We start from the raw sequence: 15,474 nt of genomic DNA, 5'->3' as shown, positions 1-15,474 counted from the left end.
TGGCTAACAGCTATTTTGAAAAAGCTATTTACGAATAAGATCATCACCATAACCTATCCACTTATAGGTGGTTAGCGCTTCCAATCCCATTGGTCCGCGAGCATGTAATTTTTGAGTACTGACCGCAACTTCTGCACCTAAACCAAACTGTCCACCGTCTGTAAAGCGTGTTGAAGCGTTAACATAAACCGCAGCAGAATCAACCAAATTTACAAATTTTTCAGCATTAGCAAGGCTTCGAGTTAATATTGCATCCGAGTGATTGCTTCCATATTCACGAATATGTTCAACTGCAAGTTCTAGTGAATCAACAATTACCACATTTAAATCTTTTGAAAGCCATTCTTGACGGAGTTGTTCATCTTCAACAGGAAATACATTGGCAACACCGGTTTGCAAAATTGCAAAGGCATCTTGATCAGCATGCAGTATTACATCATTGTCTGCCATTATTTGACTTAATTTCGGTAAAAAGGTGTCAGCAATTTTAGTATGTACAAGTAACGTTTCAACTGTATTACAAGTACTTGGACGCTGAGTTTTAGCATTGATAATAATTGGTAAAGCACTATCAAAATCCATACTTTCATCCATAAAAATATGGCAAACACCAATACCACCAGTAATTACAGGAATGGATGAATGTTCTTTACATAGTTTCTGTAATGCTGAACCACCTCGAGGGATAATCATATCAACATATTTATCAAGTTTAAGTAATTCGTGAATATATTTTCGATCCGGATCATCAATAGATTGTATCGCCGTTTGCGGTAGTCCTACTTGTTGCAATGCTTGTTGGATAAGTGCGATCATAGCGGCATTAGTCTGAGCTGTTTCTTTGCCACCACGTAAAATTACGGCATTGCCTGTTTTTAAACAAAGTGTCGCAATATCAATCGTAACATTTGGACGAGCTTCATAAATGGCTCCGATTACCCCTAACGGCACTCTGTGACGTTGTAACTTTAGTCCATTATCTAAAATAGATCCATCAATAGTTTTGCCTACCGGATCGGTTAAAGAAACAACTTTTCTAACATCATTAGCAATATCTGCGAGTCTCTCAGGGGTAAGTAATAGGCGATCTAAAATAGCCATACTTAAACCTTGCGCTTTAGCCGCTAGCATATCCTTTTCATTAGCAGCAAGAATTGTGTCACTCTGTTTTTCCAGTAAATCAGCAATAATGGTTAATGCTTGATTTTTGGTGGTAGTAGGGCATTGTGCTAATTGATATGATGCAAGTTTTGCTGCTTTACCCATTTGTTCTAACATGATATACCTGCCAATGTTATAAATAATGTAAAAGAAAAATATTTATTACTGCTTACTATTATGTAGTCTATCTTTGTTTACCTTCTAAATTAGTCTGTAAGGTTTTTATTAGTTCATTTTTAGCTTTGTTTTCTAATTGACCTAAATAAATTGTAAAGGTAGTTTCATAACGATTTATAGAATTACAGTAGTATAGAACAATTTTGTTAGCTTCATATTTTACTGATATAACTTCATTAAATAAAATCTTGATTGGTTCCTTAAAAGGTCTTTGAGTGACACTTATATAATTTTCACCAATTGCTATATAAAGCATATTATATTTAAAAATGCAAATACATAGAATGAATAAGGCGGTTATAACTAGTTTGACATCTTTAGAAAGCAAGGACAATATAAGTAAACATATGCTGGCAATAAATATTAATTTAATAAAACGGCGTGTATAAAATTTTTTAATTGAAGTGCTTTCCATATTATAAATCTCCTTAATACTACATAATTATATTATGATTTCAATGGATTATATCATGCCGCTATGGCAGTTGAGGGAAACGATTTGTATAAATTATGATTTTATACATGCATATAACTTATTAATAATATTGAGTTAATTAACGAAAATCCCGATCATAGTAATTTTTTATGTTAATTTAGTTACTTATTGTATTTGATAATCATATCATTACGATGAACCCCTACTGGGCCATATTCATAGCCAATGATTTGGCTGATCTCCTGTGAATGATGTCCAGCAATCTGTTTTAATGCATCACTATTGTAACGACATACACCACGCGCAATTTTTTGACCAGATTTATCACAAATATCAATCACTTCACCCCGAGAAAAATCTTGTTCAACTTTAATGATCCCTTTAGGTAATAGTGAGCTACCATTATTTAAAATAGCATTAACAGCGCCGTCATCTAAATATACTTTGCCAGCTTTAGGTGCGCCAAATAACCAGTGTTTACGATGCTCTAACGGAGTTTTTTGTGGTAAAAAACGGGTGCCAATAGGTTGGTTATTGACTATATCAATAAGGACATTCGCTTTATTCCCAGCAGCAATAACAACTTCAATACCGGCACTGCCGGCTACTTCTGCTGCTTGTAGTTTTGTTCCCATACCGCCTGTACCAAGTCCTGATACACTATCGCCTGCAATGCTGCGTAAATTATCATCAATATGATCGATTTGTTGAATTAATCTGGCATTAGGATCTGTTTTGGGGTCGGCGGTGTACAGTCCTTCTAAATCGGTTAATAAAATTAATTTATCTGCTTCAGCTAAAATTGCTGCCAGTGCAGATAAATTATCATTGTCACCCACTTTAATTTCTGCGGTAGCAACGGCATCATTTTCATTTATTACTGGAATAATATTATTGTCTAACATTGCTTTAAGTACATCTTGTGCATTTAAAAATCGTTCACGATCTTCAAGATCAGCTCGAGTTAATAACATTTGACCAATATAAATTTTATAAATTGAAAACAGTTGTTCCCAAAGCTGAATTAATTTGCTTTGCCCAACAGATGCAAGTAATTGTTTGGATGCAACGGTATTAGGAAGAGTAGGAAAATTAAGATATTCACGTCCGGCAGCTATTGCACCGGAAGTGACAATAATAATTTTGTGTCCATTTTGATGTAAGAAAGAACATTGCCGGATAAGTTCAACGATTCGCGCGCGATCTAACTGTTTTGTACCGCCAGTTAAAACACTGGTTCCTAATTTAACAACGACAATTTGTTGTGTTTTATTAGTCATAACAATACTCTTCTAAAATATAATATTACAAAATTGAACTCATCCATTTAACTGATTGCTCTAAGGCGTTAAATAAACTCTGCTGTAATGGTGTTTTTGGCACGCTAACAATTTTATTTTGTTTAGTTGAATGGATTAATTTTGCTTCAGTAAGATTGCTTAATCTATCTTCTTCAAAAATTATATTCATGACAGGCACAATACATGCATGGGTCAAAATTCCTTGATTTTTTAAGGAAAAATAATTTAATTCAGCAGCTAATTGTTTATTGGAGATAGACGGTAAACCAAGACGACTAGCTAACATATCTTTATAGACGTGGGGTAGATTTTTTTGTAACTCTTTATCGACAAAGATTTGATGAATTAATGGTGCAAAATTAAATAATCCCTTTATCTTATTTGGCATTAAATGTGCCAAGCGGGTTGCAATATGCGATCCAAAGCGGAAACCAGCTAAAATTACACGATTACTATCGACCCAAGGAACAGAGTCAAGTTGTTCTAATATCGCTTGGTGAATTTGGCTACTATTTTGCGTTAAAGTAAAACCACGACTATTACCAACAGTAGGCAAATCAACCGTCAACATAGCGATGCCTTTAGGTGCTAAAAATTCACTAAAGTAACGATAAAAATCTATCTGTAGACTACCCAAACTATTACACATTAACACCACCGGGCAAGTACCTTCGGTTTGAGGAAGATGTAATATCGTTTTAACACTACTATTTTGGACTTTAAATTCAAGTTCTTTAGTGATAAATGGTGAATAACTTAATGCCTTAGCATAAGCTTGATAGGCACAAGTTTGCGCATACATGGCTAACTCATCATTTTTAAAATGAGGATAGCTAGCAATGCTAGCGTATTCACTAGCAATTAAATAATAGTCATGTAAGCTTTTTTTATCTGCTTCAGTAAGATTATTTTTATCGATTGAATCAGATTTAGCTTGCCAGTTGGCGGATTGATTTAAAAACTCATAAATCCAATTACCCGGCTGATAGCCCGCTACAGAATCTAACCATTTATTGTTAACATGTGGTTTAGTTGAAACGGCAATTTTAGATAAAACCTCTTCAACTTCCAATTTAGGTAATCCTCGCCAATACCATAAAACAGGATTAACAATGCGATACCAATTGGAGTCAAATTCGCCATCTAATGGGCTAAAACTACTGCCATCACTATTATCAACACGGTTAATAAGTGTTGATGTTTCCGGATAATCATATTGTGGTTTAAAAATTTGTTCAGATAAGTTCTGAATAGATGTCATAGCAACTATTGTTTCCTTATTATTTATGATGATCGCTAACTGGTTTAACAAAAACTACACCAGTATCCCATGGTTGTTCAATCCAAGTGTCTTGTGCGATATCAATAACATAATCGTCAACAAGTGGTTTACCTGCTGGTTTGGCAAAAATAGTGACAAAATGTGCTTTCGGATACATTTCACGAATGGTATGTGCTGTGTTACCTGTATCGACTAAATCGTCGATTACAATAAATCCTTCGCCATCACCATTAGCTTGTTTTAGTATTAATTTTTCACGTTGATGATCGTGATCGTAACTTGAAATGCATACTGTATCAACGTATCTGATACTCAATTCACGAGCTAAAATCGCAGCTGGGACTAATCCGCCACGGCTAACAGCAATGATGCCTTTCCATTGGTTGGCGGGTAATAAGCGTTCAGAAAGTTGACGACCATAAGCCTGTACCATTTCCCATGTGACAGTGAATTTTTTCTTTTCAGCTATGAGTTCTGCTTTATGTTGTTTTTGGGCTTGGATTTCTTCTTCTGATAATGTTTGTTTTATTGACATGTGTGACCTGCAATTTTAATCGAATGGGCTAATATAAATAAAAGTAATATTAATAGACTAAAAATAGATGTAAAATTGCACCTTATTATAGAGTGATTAGACAAAAAAAACCACTCATTAATTCATTCCGCACTTAATATTGAGGTTGTATTATGCTTTCAACGTTGAAACCAAAATTTGTTTGGCAGATTTTTAATGATATTTGTAAAATTCCACATCCTTCTCATCATGAACAGATGATAACCAAATATATTGTCGATTTTGCAAATTCTCATCAAATCGATTATAAAATTGATAAGGTTGGTAATATTTTATTAACCAAACCTGCCACAAAAGAGATGGAAGATTGTCCATCCATTGCTTTACAAGCTCATATGGACATGGTGCCACAAAAAAATGAAGGAACAGAACATGATTTCTTAACTGATCCAATTCAAGCATATGTTGATGGAGAGTGGGTCAAGGCAAAAGGGACTACATTAGGAGCGGACAATGGTGTAGGCCTAGCTTCAGCTCTGGCAGTTTTAATAGATCCGGCAGTAGAGCATGGACCTATTGAAGTGTTAGTGACCGTATCAGAAGAAACGGGAATGTTTGGTGCTTTTGGTTTACAACCCAATTGGTTAACTAGCCAATATTTAATAAATACCGATTCCGAAGATGAAGGGGAAATTTTTACTGGTTGTGCAGGTGGTGTTAATTTTACTTCTTCTTTTCCTATCAATTATGCTGTTATGCCGGCAAAACATGATTGCTATTTAAAAATCTCTTTGAAAGGCTTGAAAGGTGGTCACTCAGGTTGTGATATACATCTTGGTCGAGGCAATGCGATTAAACTGATGGCTCGTTTTCTGGCTGAGTACGCACAAGATCTTTCATTTAGATTAGCCGATATTAGTGGTGGTTCATTACGTAATGCGATCCCAAGAGAAGCATTTGTTGAGATCTCCTTAAGTAAAGAAGATCTGCCTAAATTAACATCAATCATTAGCCAGTATAAAGAGGTGTTACAAAATGAATTAGGGCATGTAGAACCAAGTATTGAAATTACTTTGTCCGATGTTGATGCTAATAAGGTTAAACGGGTGTTAACCGCCGAACAACAAAATCGAATTATCAATTGGTTACATGCTGCCCCCAATGGTGTGGTACGAATGAGTGATCAGCTACATGGCGTGGTTGAAACTTCGTTAAATTTAGGTATTGTTAGTATTGCTGATAATCAAATTAATGCTAATTTTTTAATTCGTTCACAAATTGATAGTGCTAAAGATGCCGTTGTTTCAACTCTGATTGCACATAGCCAATTAGCTAATGCGAATTATGAGATTAGTGGTGGTTATTCTGGTTGGGAGCCTAATTTAGAATCCAGTCTTTTACAATTAACCAAAGATAAATATTATGAAATTTTCTCTGAGCGACCTAAGATTATGGTCATCCATGCAGGTCTTGAATGCGGTTTATTTAAAAAGTCTTACCCAAATATGGATATGATTTCCATTGGACCAACCATTGTTTCTCCACATTCGCCGGATGAAAAAGTAAATATCCAAAGTGTTTACCGATATTGGGAGCTACTTATTGCTATACTAAAATCAGCGAAACATCTGAAATAAATATTTTTTGCGCATTATCTTCTATTTGCTCCCAAAGAAGATAAGCGCATTTTTAATGCCTCTTATTTTGACCATTTTTTAAATCAAGAAGAATATTGCAATACTGAGTTAATAGCATATGTAGATGTTATGAATCAGCCAAACAAATCTAAACGATTCAAGTCCATTGAAAACGAATTTATAGTTTTTATAAGAAATTATGTAATTTATCAAAAGCAAATGGTTTTTTATTTAATGACTAAAATCAAATGATTAAAATATAATTTATATTAATGAATTTAATAAACATATACTAAATACGATAAAGGAAAAACCATTATTTACCATTGTATTTTCTTCTTTAAAGTTAATAACCTTAATAGGGTTTGATTTGACTCATTCATTTTTATTTTAAAAGATGATGCTTCAAAATTACTAAAATAAAAGCAATTAGTTATATAGTAATGCAAGATTGCCTGTAATTTGACCAAACAATAAATTAACTGGATTATTTAATGATGTCTTGCTCTGGCAATATCGACAATCAATTAGTCTTTCAAGTGTTAAAGATGAGATTTTGTGTCTGAAATATAGCACAATCTAGGCCTGAAAGTCCTATAAACATCAACTCATTGAACAGCTAAATAGATTATTATCATTAGATAAATTAAGTGATACTGTTTTTAACTAATTACTCAACATCTAAATTAAAATGAAATAAAATTCAAAAAAAGTGAATAAAAATTCATTTTGATATTGAATTAATCGAATAAATTAACTAGTATATATGCATAGTTTTATAATGATATACAGGAATAGATATGTTAAAAGCTATTATTGTCGGTGCAAGTGGTTATGCAGGAGCTAAGTTAGCCTATTATTTGCAGAAGCATCCACATGTAGAACTTGTTGCATTAACCGTATCAGAAAACAGTTTGGATGCTGGCAAGAAGATTTCAGATTTTGATTTATATCCACAACTAAAAGGTGTAGTAGATTTACCGCTTTTAGGTACCAGTGATTACGCTTCATTAATCAAAGATATTGATGTTGTTTTCTTAGCAACAGAGCATTCAGTAAGTCATAATATCGCCCCTTATTTTTTAGAACATGGATGCACAGTTTTTGATTTATCCGGTGCTTTTCGTGTTAATTCCTCTTCGTTTTATACAGAATTTTATGGTTTTACCCATCAACATCAAAAATGGTTAGATAAAGCAGTTTATGGTTTAGCTGAATGGAATTTTGCCCAAATCAAACAGGCGCAATTAATTGCAGTGCCGGGATGTTATCCAACCGCATCACAATTACCATTAAAACCTTTAATAGTCGAAGGATTACTAGATGGTACACAATGGCCGGTTATTAATGCAATCAGTGGTGTTAGTGGGGCAGGACGTAAAGCTTCACTTAACAATCATTTTTGTGAAGTGAGTGTGCATGCTTATGGTCTATTTACCCATAGACACCAACCGGAAATTGCCACACATTTAGGACAAGAAGTCATCTTTATGCCTCATCTTGGTAGTTTTAAACAAGGTATTCATGCAACTATTACTTGTCGAGTAAAAGAAGGGGTGAATGCTAAAGATATCTTAGGTGCTTTAAATAAATATTATGACGATAAACCTTTGGTAAGAGTTTATCAAGAAAATTGGCCAGCATTAAAATCAGTCATCGGTTTACCTTATTGTGATATTGGTTTTGTGTTAAAAGGTCGTCATTTAATTTTAATTTCAGTTGAAGATAATTTATTAAAAGGCGCTGCTGCGCAAGCTGTGCAATGTATGAATATTCGCTTTGGTTACGATGAAACGACATCACTGCTATAAATAGGTAAATTTATTGTTATAAGGTGATCTCTAAAAAACAGTAATGGCATATAAATAGATAGTACTGATATGAACAACTAAAATTAACATAATTATTTTTACATAAGAATAAATAGGAAATAAAAATGAAACCTCTAATTATCAAGCTCGGTGGCGTATTACTCGATAACAAAGATGCATTAAGTAAATTATTTGTTGTTATTAGTGAATATAAAAAAAGTTATCAACGTTCTTTAGTCATTGTGCATGGTGGTGGCAGTGTCGTTGATTCACTCATGGATCGTTTATCATTACCGGTAGTACGCCGAAATGGTTTGCGCGTAACTCCAGCTGATCAAATTGATGTTATTGTTGGAAGTCTCGCCGGTAGTGCTAATACAACATTATTATCCGAAGCTAAAAAACAGCATATAGCAAGTGTAGGACTCTGTTTAGCTGACGGTAATAGCGTTGTGGTTAAACAAATTTCCGAAGAGTTAGGTTATGTAGGTGAAGCAAAAGAGGGTGATCCAGCGTTAATTAATTTACTGATGAACGCAGGTTATTTACCAATTATCAGTTCGATTGGTATTACAGAAGAAGGACAAATGATGAATATTAATGCCGATCATGCTGCAGTAGCGGTAGCTAAAACCTTAAATGCGGATTTGATTTTATTGTCTGATGTCGCCGGCGTACTAGATGGTAATAAACAACTTTTAACTTCATTGACTGAATCACAAGCAGATCAACTTATCGCTGAAGGGGTCATTACTGACGGCATGATTATAAAAGTAAAATCAGCTTTTGAAGCGAGTAAAGCACTTGGTCGGCCTATAGATATCGCTAGCTGGCAAGATGCAGATAAATTGTTGGAATTATTTAATGGAAAATCAGGTATAACCGGAACAAGAATTATTGCTTAATTATAATTCAATTAGTATATTAGCTCTGTTTTTATACTAGCGTTTTATCGGGAAAGTCTTTAACTCATTTATTTATCGTAAGTTAATTTAGAAAGGGTATAACATGAAAAAAAGTGCAACAAAAAAGGTCGTTTTAGCTTATTCAGGGGGCTTAGATACATCAGCTATTATTCCTTGGTTAAAAGAGAATTATGGCGGTTGTGAAGTCTATGCATTAGTGGCTAATGTTGGACAAGATCCAAGTGAATTAAAAGATGTAGAGAAGAAAGCAAAAGCATCTGGAGCCGTTGCTTGTAAAGTAGTTGATTTACGCGAAGAGTTCGTTAAAGATTATGTTTACCCTGTATTAAAAACTGGTGCTTTGTATGAAGGTACCTACTACTTAGGTACTTCCATGGCACGTCCAATTATTGCTAAAGCTCAAGTTGAATATGCTTTAGAAGTTGGTGCCGATACACTTTGCCACGGTGCAACCGGTAAAGGTAACGACCAAGTTCGTTTTGAAACGACTTACACCGCACTTGCCCCTCATCTCAAAGTTATTGCTCCATGGCGTGAATGGGATTTACGTTCCCGAGAAGCTTTAATCGATTATTTAAAAGTGCGTAAAATTCCAACAACGGCGACAGTTGAAAAGATTTATAGTCGCGACGAAAACGCATGGCATATTTCTACCGAAGGCGGTGTACTGGAAAGTACTTGGAATCAGGCAAATGCTGATTGTTGGGCTTGGACTGTTGCACCTGAAGATGCACCTAACAAACCGGAGTTAGTAACGATCGGTATTGAAAAAGGTGAAGTGATTTCAGTTAATGGTAAAAAATTATCACCTTATAACTGTGTAGCAACATTGAACAAAATCGGGGCTAAGCATGGTGTAGGTCGGGTTGATATTATTGAAAACCGTTTAGTTGGTATTAAATCACGTGGCTGTTATGAAACACCGGGTGGTACTATTATGATGACAGCTCTACGTGGTTTGGAGCAGTTAATTTTAGATCGCGACAGCTTTAAATGGCGCGAACAACTTGGATTGGAGATGGCTTATGTAGTTTATGATGGGCGTTGGTTTGCTCCATACCGACGTTCATTGCAAGCTGCTGCTGATGTATTAGCTGAAGATATGACAGGTGAAGTGGTCGTTAAACTTTACAAAGGAAGTGCGACAGCAGTCCAGAAAAAATCGCCAAATAGTTTATATAGTGAAGAGTTTGCCACTTTTGGTGAAGATGAAGTGTACGACCATAGCCATGCAGGTGGTTTTATTCGTTTATTCTCCTTGTCATCACGTATTCGTGCATTAAACGCTGAAAAGAAAAAACAACCTACTAAAAAAGCCAATAAGGTTGAGGCTAAAGTTGATGCTAAAAAAAACAGTTAAACAAACGGTAACAGCGAAAGCTACTACTAAATCAAAAACTGCAACTAAAAAGAAAAAATAGCGACTAATACTCTTTTTAGGAACAATAACGTAACTAATATATACAGGCTTTGTCCTGTATATATTTCTTTACTACTATAGATTTAATTCCAAATTAAAGTAATGAGAGTGACGATAGTATAACTAAATCAAAATCGTCCAATATAAGTTAAAAAATATTTGAGGTAATTATGGCATTATGGGGTGGGCGTTTTAGCCAAGCAGCAGATCAACGATTTAAACATTTTAATGATTCATTGCGCTTTGACTATCGTCTTGCTAGGCAAGATATCATAGGTTCTATTGCTTGGTCTAAAGCACTAGTTACTGTTAACGTTTTATCTCACGATGAGCAACAAAAATTAGAACATGCTTTAAATGAATTACTTAGCTTGGTTCAGCAAGACCCACTACAAATTTTACAAAGTGATGCTGAAGATATTCATAGTTGGGTTGAACAAAAACTCATTGAGAAAGTCGGTGATTTAGGAAAAAAATTACATACTGGTCGTAGTCGTAATGATCAATCCACAACCGATCTTAAATTATGGTGTAAGGATCAAATTCAGCAATTGATCTTAGCCATTAATCATTTACGTCAATCGCTAGTCATAACGGCGGAACAACACCAACAAGCTATTATGCCTGGATATACACATTTACAACGAGCGCAACCTATCACTTTTGCCCATTGGTGTCTTGCGTATTATGAAATGTTAACTCGTGATGAAAGTCGTTTACAAGATACGCTAAAACGATTAGACATTAGTCCGTTAGGTAGTGGTGCTTTAGCTGGTACGGCGTATCCGATGGATCGAGAACAATTAGCTAAGTGGCTTGGTTTTGCTTCAGCGACTAATAATAGTTTAGATGCAGTATCCGATCGCGATCATGTTCTTGAATTATTGAATGATGCTTCGATAGGTATGATTCATTTGTCGCGTTTTGCTGAAGACTTAATTATTTTTAATAGTGGTGAAGCTGATTTTGTAGAGTTATCTGATCGTGTTACCTCAGGATCTTCATTGATGCCACAAAAAAAGAACCCCGACGCCTTAGAACTCATTCGTGGCAAAGTTGGAAGGGTAGTTGGAGCATTAACCGGCGCATTAACTACGCTTAAGGGATTACCTCTTGCTTATAATAAAGATCTGCAAGAAGATAAAGAACACTTATTTGATGCTCTTGATACTTGGCATGAATGTCTGGATATGGCAGCACTGGTACTTGAAGATATCAAAATTAATTATGCTAATTGTCAAGAAGCAGCAAAACAAGGTTATTCAAACGCTACTGAGTTAGCTGATTATCTGGTTGCTAAAGGTATTCCATTTCGGGAAGCTCATCATATTGTTGGAGAAGCAGTAGTGAGCGCGATAGCTAAACAAAAGGCTTTAGAAGAACTGACATTAGATGAACTAAAAGTTTTCAGTACAGTTATTGATAATGATGTTTATCCTATTTTATCGTTACACTCCTGTTTAGCTAAACGTTCAGCTAAAGGTGGTGTTTCAACAGAACAAGTAAAATCAGCTATTGATAGAGCGAAACAACAATTATCAATTTAGTTTTACTCTTTTTGCCGACTGTTGTCGGCTTTTTTACTTTAACGTATAGCTAACCTGAAACATCTTTGCAAAAAATCTGATTGTATATCCTTTCAGAGAGTGCAAAAATATATTCCTGTATTTAAATGAATTAAAGTGAATGGTGATGAATAAAAGTTATAATTTTAGTGCTGGTCCAGCCATGTTACCTGCAGAAGTATTAAAGCAAGTACAAACTGAATTATTAGATTGGCAAAATACTGGTGCATCAGTAATGGAATTGAGTCATAGGGGTAAAGATTTTGATGCTTGTGCTATTGAAGCAACCCAAAACCTCCGTGATATTTTAAATCTACCTAGTCATTACAAAATACTCTTTTGCCAAGGCGGAGCAAGAGCGCAATTTGCAGCCGTTCCGCTAAACATACTCGGTCAAAAAAACAGTGCTGACTATATCAACAGTGGTTATTGGAGTTCGTGCGCAGCTAAAGAGGCAAGCAAATATTGTCAAGTGATAGAACAAGATATTGTGATCAAAAAGAATGGTTTATCTTATGTTAAACCCATGTCGGAATGGCAATTGCATGATGAAACAGCTTATGTTCACTATTGTCCAAATGAAACTATCGATGGTATTGAAATATTTGAAACACCTAATTTTGGTGACAAAACAGTGGTTGCTGATTTATCTTCTTGTATTTTATCGCAACCAATTGATGTCAGCCGATATGGTATTATTTATGCTGGCGCTCAAAAAAATATCGGTCCTTCTGGTATTACTATTGTCATTGTTCGTGAAGATCTCATTGGTTATGCCCAAAAAGCATTACCCTCAGTTTTAGATTATAAAATCTTATTAGATCATGACTCTATGTTTAATACTCCACCAACCTTTGCTTGGTATATAGCAGGTCTAGTGTTTAAATGGATCAAAAATTTAGGTGGATTGACCGCAATGCAAAAGCGTAATCAAGCTAAAGCACAGTTATTATATGATTATATAGATCAATCTGATTTTTACTGTAATAAGATTGCAAAGGAAAATCGTTCTATTATGAATGTCACCTTTTTATCACCTAATGAAGATCTTGATAAAAAGTTCGTTAGCGAGGCAACTCAAGCACATATTATTGGTATAAAAGGTCACCGCATTGCTGGGGGAATGCGAGCATCGATATATAATGCAATGGATATAAATGGTGTTAATTACTTAATTGATTTTATGGCACAGTTTGAAAAACAAAATGGTTAAATAAGCTAAAACAAATTTAAAAGTAAAAAGGGGGAATAAATTTCCCCCTTTTTTATAGAACCGGAAAATTAGTTACAACGATAAACGTCACCAACCATAACGGCATCTGTTGGGGCAACATCTGAAATGTATTTCATTGAAGCATCCTGAGCATCATAAATCACATTTCCACCCATTGCGGCTGCTTTATTCATAAGATCTGATGCTGCATCACGAATAAGTTCGCTGTGGGTTTTAAGTCCAGAAAAGAATGTACCTCGACGACCTTCAGCCTTACCGAGTAGTTGGCAATTAGCGCTTGGTTTAGTATCAACAAATTGGACTTGTCGTCCAGCCGAAGTAAGTTGATATTCTGAACTACTACAAGCGTTTAAAAGTAATGTAGTTGAAATAGCTACACTAATAAATAATAATTTTTTGATAGACATAAAATTTCCTCAACCAATAGTACAACGAATAATTATTTTAACCTTGTTTATTGTATCAGTTTAATTCATTAAAAAATATCAGTTATTATGATTGCTTGAAATCTAATAAGTTAAAGATTAATTAATAACCAAATCAACCGATTTTTATTAATTAACTATAGCAAATTCTATTTAACTCTATTATAATCGCAAACCTACTAAGTCAGTAGCACCTTTCATCGAGGCCCCTTAGCTCAGTTGGTCAGAGCAGTCGACTCATAATCGATTGGTCACTGGTTCAAGTCCAGTAGGGGCCACCATTCTAAATCAGTATAATCAATAAGTTAGCATCAAAACATTTAATCTAAAAAAGAGTAGTTTTTACTAAGTGGCGGTAAAATGGCGGGTGTTTTTTATTGAGAATAACAGTATCTTTAAATTTTTAGTTACTTTTTAAAATAACCTTGTTGATTAACTGATTTATATTTTATCATACAATCCATTTAAATTTATGCAGTTGGTCGGTATAATAACTAAAGGTATGTGTGTTGATAAATCTGTTTATGTGTAAATCGAAAACATCACCTCACCGATGAGTTTATTTATAGTCAAAAAGGAATGAATGATAAACTCTGTTTAATCTTCTTATTATTTAAATTTTGAAAGTTTATTAAAAATAACCTGAAAATCTCTCATTTTTGTGGTCATACAATTAAGGAAATGAATAAAATGAAGTCACGTTTAACTTTGTTTTTTATAAAAATATCACTCAATAAATCTAACTATGCTGATTTTAAAAAAAAATGTAAGTTAAGTGTATATCCATTATCCTACGACAAATTAGAAAGACCTTATCCATTGAGCGAAAAAATATTTCACAAATATCTCAATGAAAAAATTTCCTATAATAAGAAATTATCTATTCTCAATTCTCATATTGACTTTATAGATCAGAAAATAAATGCAAATGCTGTTGATAAACTTTACTCTCCTACTCTTGATGGGGTTATCTTGGCAGAAATGGAAGGCAAAAATGATACTAAAATATCATTATATCTTTCCTCAGCATTTTACCCTAGAGAGGGGGATCTAAGAGTCATTATGCGTTTTGATGAGAAGCTTGTTTTTTCTATGCATTTTACCATTACACTTTCTGGTGATATTTATATTGCTGGAGTGCAAGGACACACCAGTAGAGAGGTCTTGAAAAAATTAACTAAGGATTTTTATGGTTTTAGACCCAGCAATCTTATGATGGCTTTAATTTTGGAAATAGCCAAATTTTTTAAGGTCGAGAACATATATGCTGTTAAAAATAAAGCTCATGTTAAGTTAGGTAAGTTCGATTTCGACTATGACAAATTTTGGCAAGAAGTAAATGGTGTCTCATATAATAAAGCATGGTTTAAGTTACCAATTAATCAATCGCCAAAATCTATTGAGGATATCAAAAGTAATAAGCGAAGTGAGTTTAAAAAGAGAGAAGCCATTCGCGAAAATATGAGTATTCAGTGTCAAAAAAATCTTTCAACCATAGTAAATCATCATTGATTTGACAGTATCTGCATCGGTATTTACTTAGTTTCTTGGTGAAAAGTACATCGGGTTGGCTTTGCAACCCGTT

General features: G+C 34.3%; 13 protein-coding genes and 1 tRNA gene. 8 read left to right on the top strand and 6 right to left on the bottom strand.

Going from position 1 to position 15,474, the window contains the following annotated elements; translation table 11 throughout:
* Positions 1 to 24 precede the first annotated feature (24 nt).
* From proA to gpt, 5 genes are all read right to left on the bottom strand, one after another.
* A complete protein-coding gene (gene proA / locus A9G11_RS06980; protein ID WP_065618797.1) occupies positions 25 to 1,278 on the bottom strand; it encodes a glutamate-5-semialdehyde dehydrogenase in 1,254 nt (417 codons plus the stop codon).
* Positions 1,279 to 1,345: 67 nt separating this feature from the next.
* A complete protein-coding gene (locus tag A9G11_RS06975) occupies positions 1,346 to 1,753 on the bottom strand; it encodes a hypothetical protein (protein WP_065618795.1) in 408 nt (135 codons plus the stop codon).
* A 182-nt stretch (positions 1,754 to 1,935) separates the two neighbouring features.
* Positions 1,936 to 3,054 carry a glutamate 5-kinase gene (gene proB, locus A9G11_RS06970; RefSeq protein WP_065618793.1) on the bottom strand — a complete coding sequence of 373 codons (1,119 nt, stop codon included), beginning with the start codon at positions 3,052 to 3,054 and terminating at the stop codon, positions 1,936 to 1,938.
* Positions 3,055 to 3,079: 25 nt separating this feature from the next.
* The gene (locus tag A9G11_RS06965) at positions 3,080 to 4,336 is read right to left on the bottom strand and encodes an alpha/beta hydrolase (protein WP_065618792.1); all 1,257 of its coding nucleotides are present in this window, start codon (positions 4,334 to 4,336) and stop codon (positions 3,080 to 3,082) included.
* 19 nt (positions 4,337 to 4,355) lie between these two features.
* Positions 4,356 to 4,892 carry a xanthine phosphoribosyltransferase gene (gene gpt / locus A9G11_RS06960; RefSeq protein WP_081298458.1) on the bottom strand — a complete coding sequence of 179 codons (537 nt, stop codon included), beginning with the start codon at positions 4,890 to 4,892 and terminating at the stop codon, positions 4,356 to 4,358.
* A gap of 152 nt (positions 4,893 to 5,044) precedes the next feature.
* Between gpt and A9G11_RS06955 the strand changes: the two genes are divergently transcribed.
* From A9G11_RS06955 to serC, 6 genes are all read left to right on the top strand, one after another.
* On the top strand, positions 5,045 to 6,508 hold the full coding sequence (locus tag A9G11_RS06955) for an aminoacyl-histidine dipeptidase (RefSeq protein WP_065618790.1): 1,464 nt from the start codon (positions 5,045 to 5,047) through the stop codon (positions 6,506 to 6,508).
* A gap of 800 nt (positions 6,509 to 7,308) precedes the next feature.
* Positions 7,309 to 8,319, top strand: a complete 1,011-nt coding sequence (gene argC, locus A9G11_RS06950) for an N-acetyl-gamma-glutamyl-phosphate reductase (protein ID WP_065618788.1) — start codon at positions 7,309 to 7,311, stop codon at positions 8,317 to 8,319.
* 125 nt (positions 8,320 to 8,444) lie between these two features.
* The gene (gene argB, locus A9G11_RS06945) at positions 8,445 to 9,224 is read left to right on the top strand and encodes an acetylglutamate kinase (protein WP_065618786.1); all 780 of its coding nucleotides are present in this window, start codon (positions 8,445 to 8,447) and stop codon (positions 9,222 to 9,224) included.
* Positions 9,225 to 9,327: 103 nt separating this feature from the next.
* A complete protein-coding gene (locus A9G11_RS06940; RefSeq protein WP_065618784.1) occupies positions 9,328 to 10,605 on the top strand; it encodes an argininosuccinate synthase in 1,278 nt (425 codons plus the stop codon).
* 230 nt (positions 10,606 to 10,835) lie between these two features.
* The gene (gene argH / locus A9G11_RS06935; RefSeq protein ID WP_065618781.1) at positions 10,836 to 12,212 is read left to right on the top strand and encodes an argininosuccinate lyase; all 1,377 of its coding nucleotides are present in this window, start codon (positions 10,836 to 10,838) and stop codon (positions 12,210 to 12,212) included.
* A 145-nt stretch (positions 12,213 to 12,357) separates the two neighbouring features.
* Positions 12,358 to 13,443, top strand: a complete 1,086-nt coding sequence (serC, locus tag A9G11_RS06930; RefSeq protein ID WP_065618779.1) for a 3-phosphoserine/phosphohydroxythreonine transaminase — start codon at positions 12,358 to 12,360, stop codon at positions 13,441 to 13,443.
* Positions 13,444 to 13,511: 68 nt separating this feature from the next.
* On the opposite strand, the gene A9G11_RS06925 is transcribed toward serC, so the two are convergent.
* On the bottom strand, positions 13,512 to 13,871 hold the full coding sequence (locus tag A9G11_RS06925; protein WP_065618777.1) for a DUF4156 domain-containing protein: 360 nt from the start codon (positions 13,869 to 13,871) through the stop codon (positions 13,512 to 13,514).
* Between the two features lie 222 nt (positions 13,872 to 14,093).
* Here A9G11_RS06925 and A9G11_RS06920 point away from each other — a divergent pair.
* A tRNA-Ile gene (locus tag A9G11_RS06920) sits at positions 14,094 to 14,170 on the top strand.
* A gap of 409 nt (positions 14,171 to 14,579) precedes the next feature.
* Positions 14,580 to 15,401 carry a VirK/YbjX family protein gene (locus A9G11_RS06915; RefSeq protein WP_065618775.1) on the top strand — a complete coding sequence of 274 codons (822 nt, stop codon included), beginning with the start codon at positions 14,580 to 14,582 and terminating at the stop codon, positions 15,399 to 15,401.
* Positions 15,402 to 15,474 lie beyond the last annotated feature (73 nt).

It is taken from the genome of Gilliamella sp. wkB108 (assembly GCF_001690195.1).
GTDB classification, from domain to species: Bacteria; Pseudomonadota; Gammaproteobacteria; order Enterobacterales; family Orbaceae; genus Gilliamella; species Gilliamella apicola_L.
This window is presented reverse-complemented; position numbering and strand designations above follow the sequence as displayed.

Excerpts from the sequence above, each read along its gene's own strand:
- proA (WP_065618797.1), bottom strand. The coding sequence starts at position 1,278 with ATGTTAGAACAAATGGGTAAAGCAGCAAAACTTGCATCATATCAATTA.
- A9G11_RS06975 (WP_065618795.1), bottom strand. The coding sequence starts at position 1,753 with ATGGAAAGCACTTCAATTAAAAAATTTTATACACGCCGTTTTATTAAA.
- proB (WP_065618793.1), bottom strand. The coding sequence starts at position 3,054 with ATGACTAATAAAACACAACAAATTGTCGTTGTTAAATTAGGAACCAGT.
- A9G11_RS06965 (WP_065618792.1), bottom strand. The coding sequence starts at position 4,336 with ATGACATCTATTCAGAACTTATCTGAACAAATTTTTAAACCACAATAT.
- gpt (WP_081298458.1), bottom strand. The coding sequence starts at position 4,892 with ATGTCAATAAAACAAACATTATCAGAAGAAGAAATCCAAGCCCAAAAA.
- A9G11_RS06955 (WP_065618790.1), top strand. The coding sequence starts at position 5,045 with ATGCTTTCAACGTTGAAACCAAAATTTGTTTGGCAGATTTTTAATGAT.
- argC (WP_065618788.1), top strand. The coding sequence starts at position 7,309 with ATGTTAAAAGCTATTATTGTCGGTGCAAGTGGTTATGCAGGAGCTAAG.
- argB (WP_065618786.1), top strand. The coding sequence starts at position 8,445 with ATGAAACCTCTAATTATCAAGCTCGGTGGCGTATTACTCGATAACAAA.
- A9G11_RS06940 (WP_065618784.1), top strand. The coding sequence starts at position 9,328 with ATGAAAAAAAGTGCAACAAAAAAGGTCGTTTTAGCTTATTCAGGGGGC.
- argH (WP_065618781.1), top strand. The coding sequence starts at position 10,836 with ATGGCATTATGGGGTGGGCGTTTTAGCCAAGCAGCAGATCAACGATTT.
- serC (WP_065618779.1), top strand. The coding sequence starts at position 12,358 with ATGAATAAAAGTTATAATTTTAGTGCTGGTCCAGCCATGTTACCTGCA.
- A9G11_RS06925 (WP_065618777.1), bottom strand. The coding sequence starts at position 13,871 with ATGTCTATCAAAAAATTATTATTTATTAGTGTAGCTATTTCAACTACA.
- A9G11_RS06915 (WP_065618775.1), top strand. The coding sequence starts at position 14,580 with ATGAAGTCACGTTTAACTTTGTTTTTTATAAAAATATCACTCAATAAA.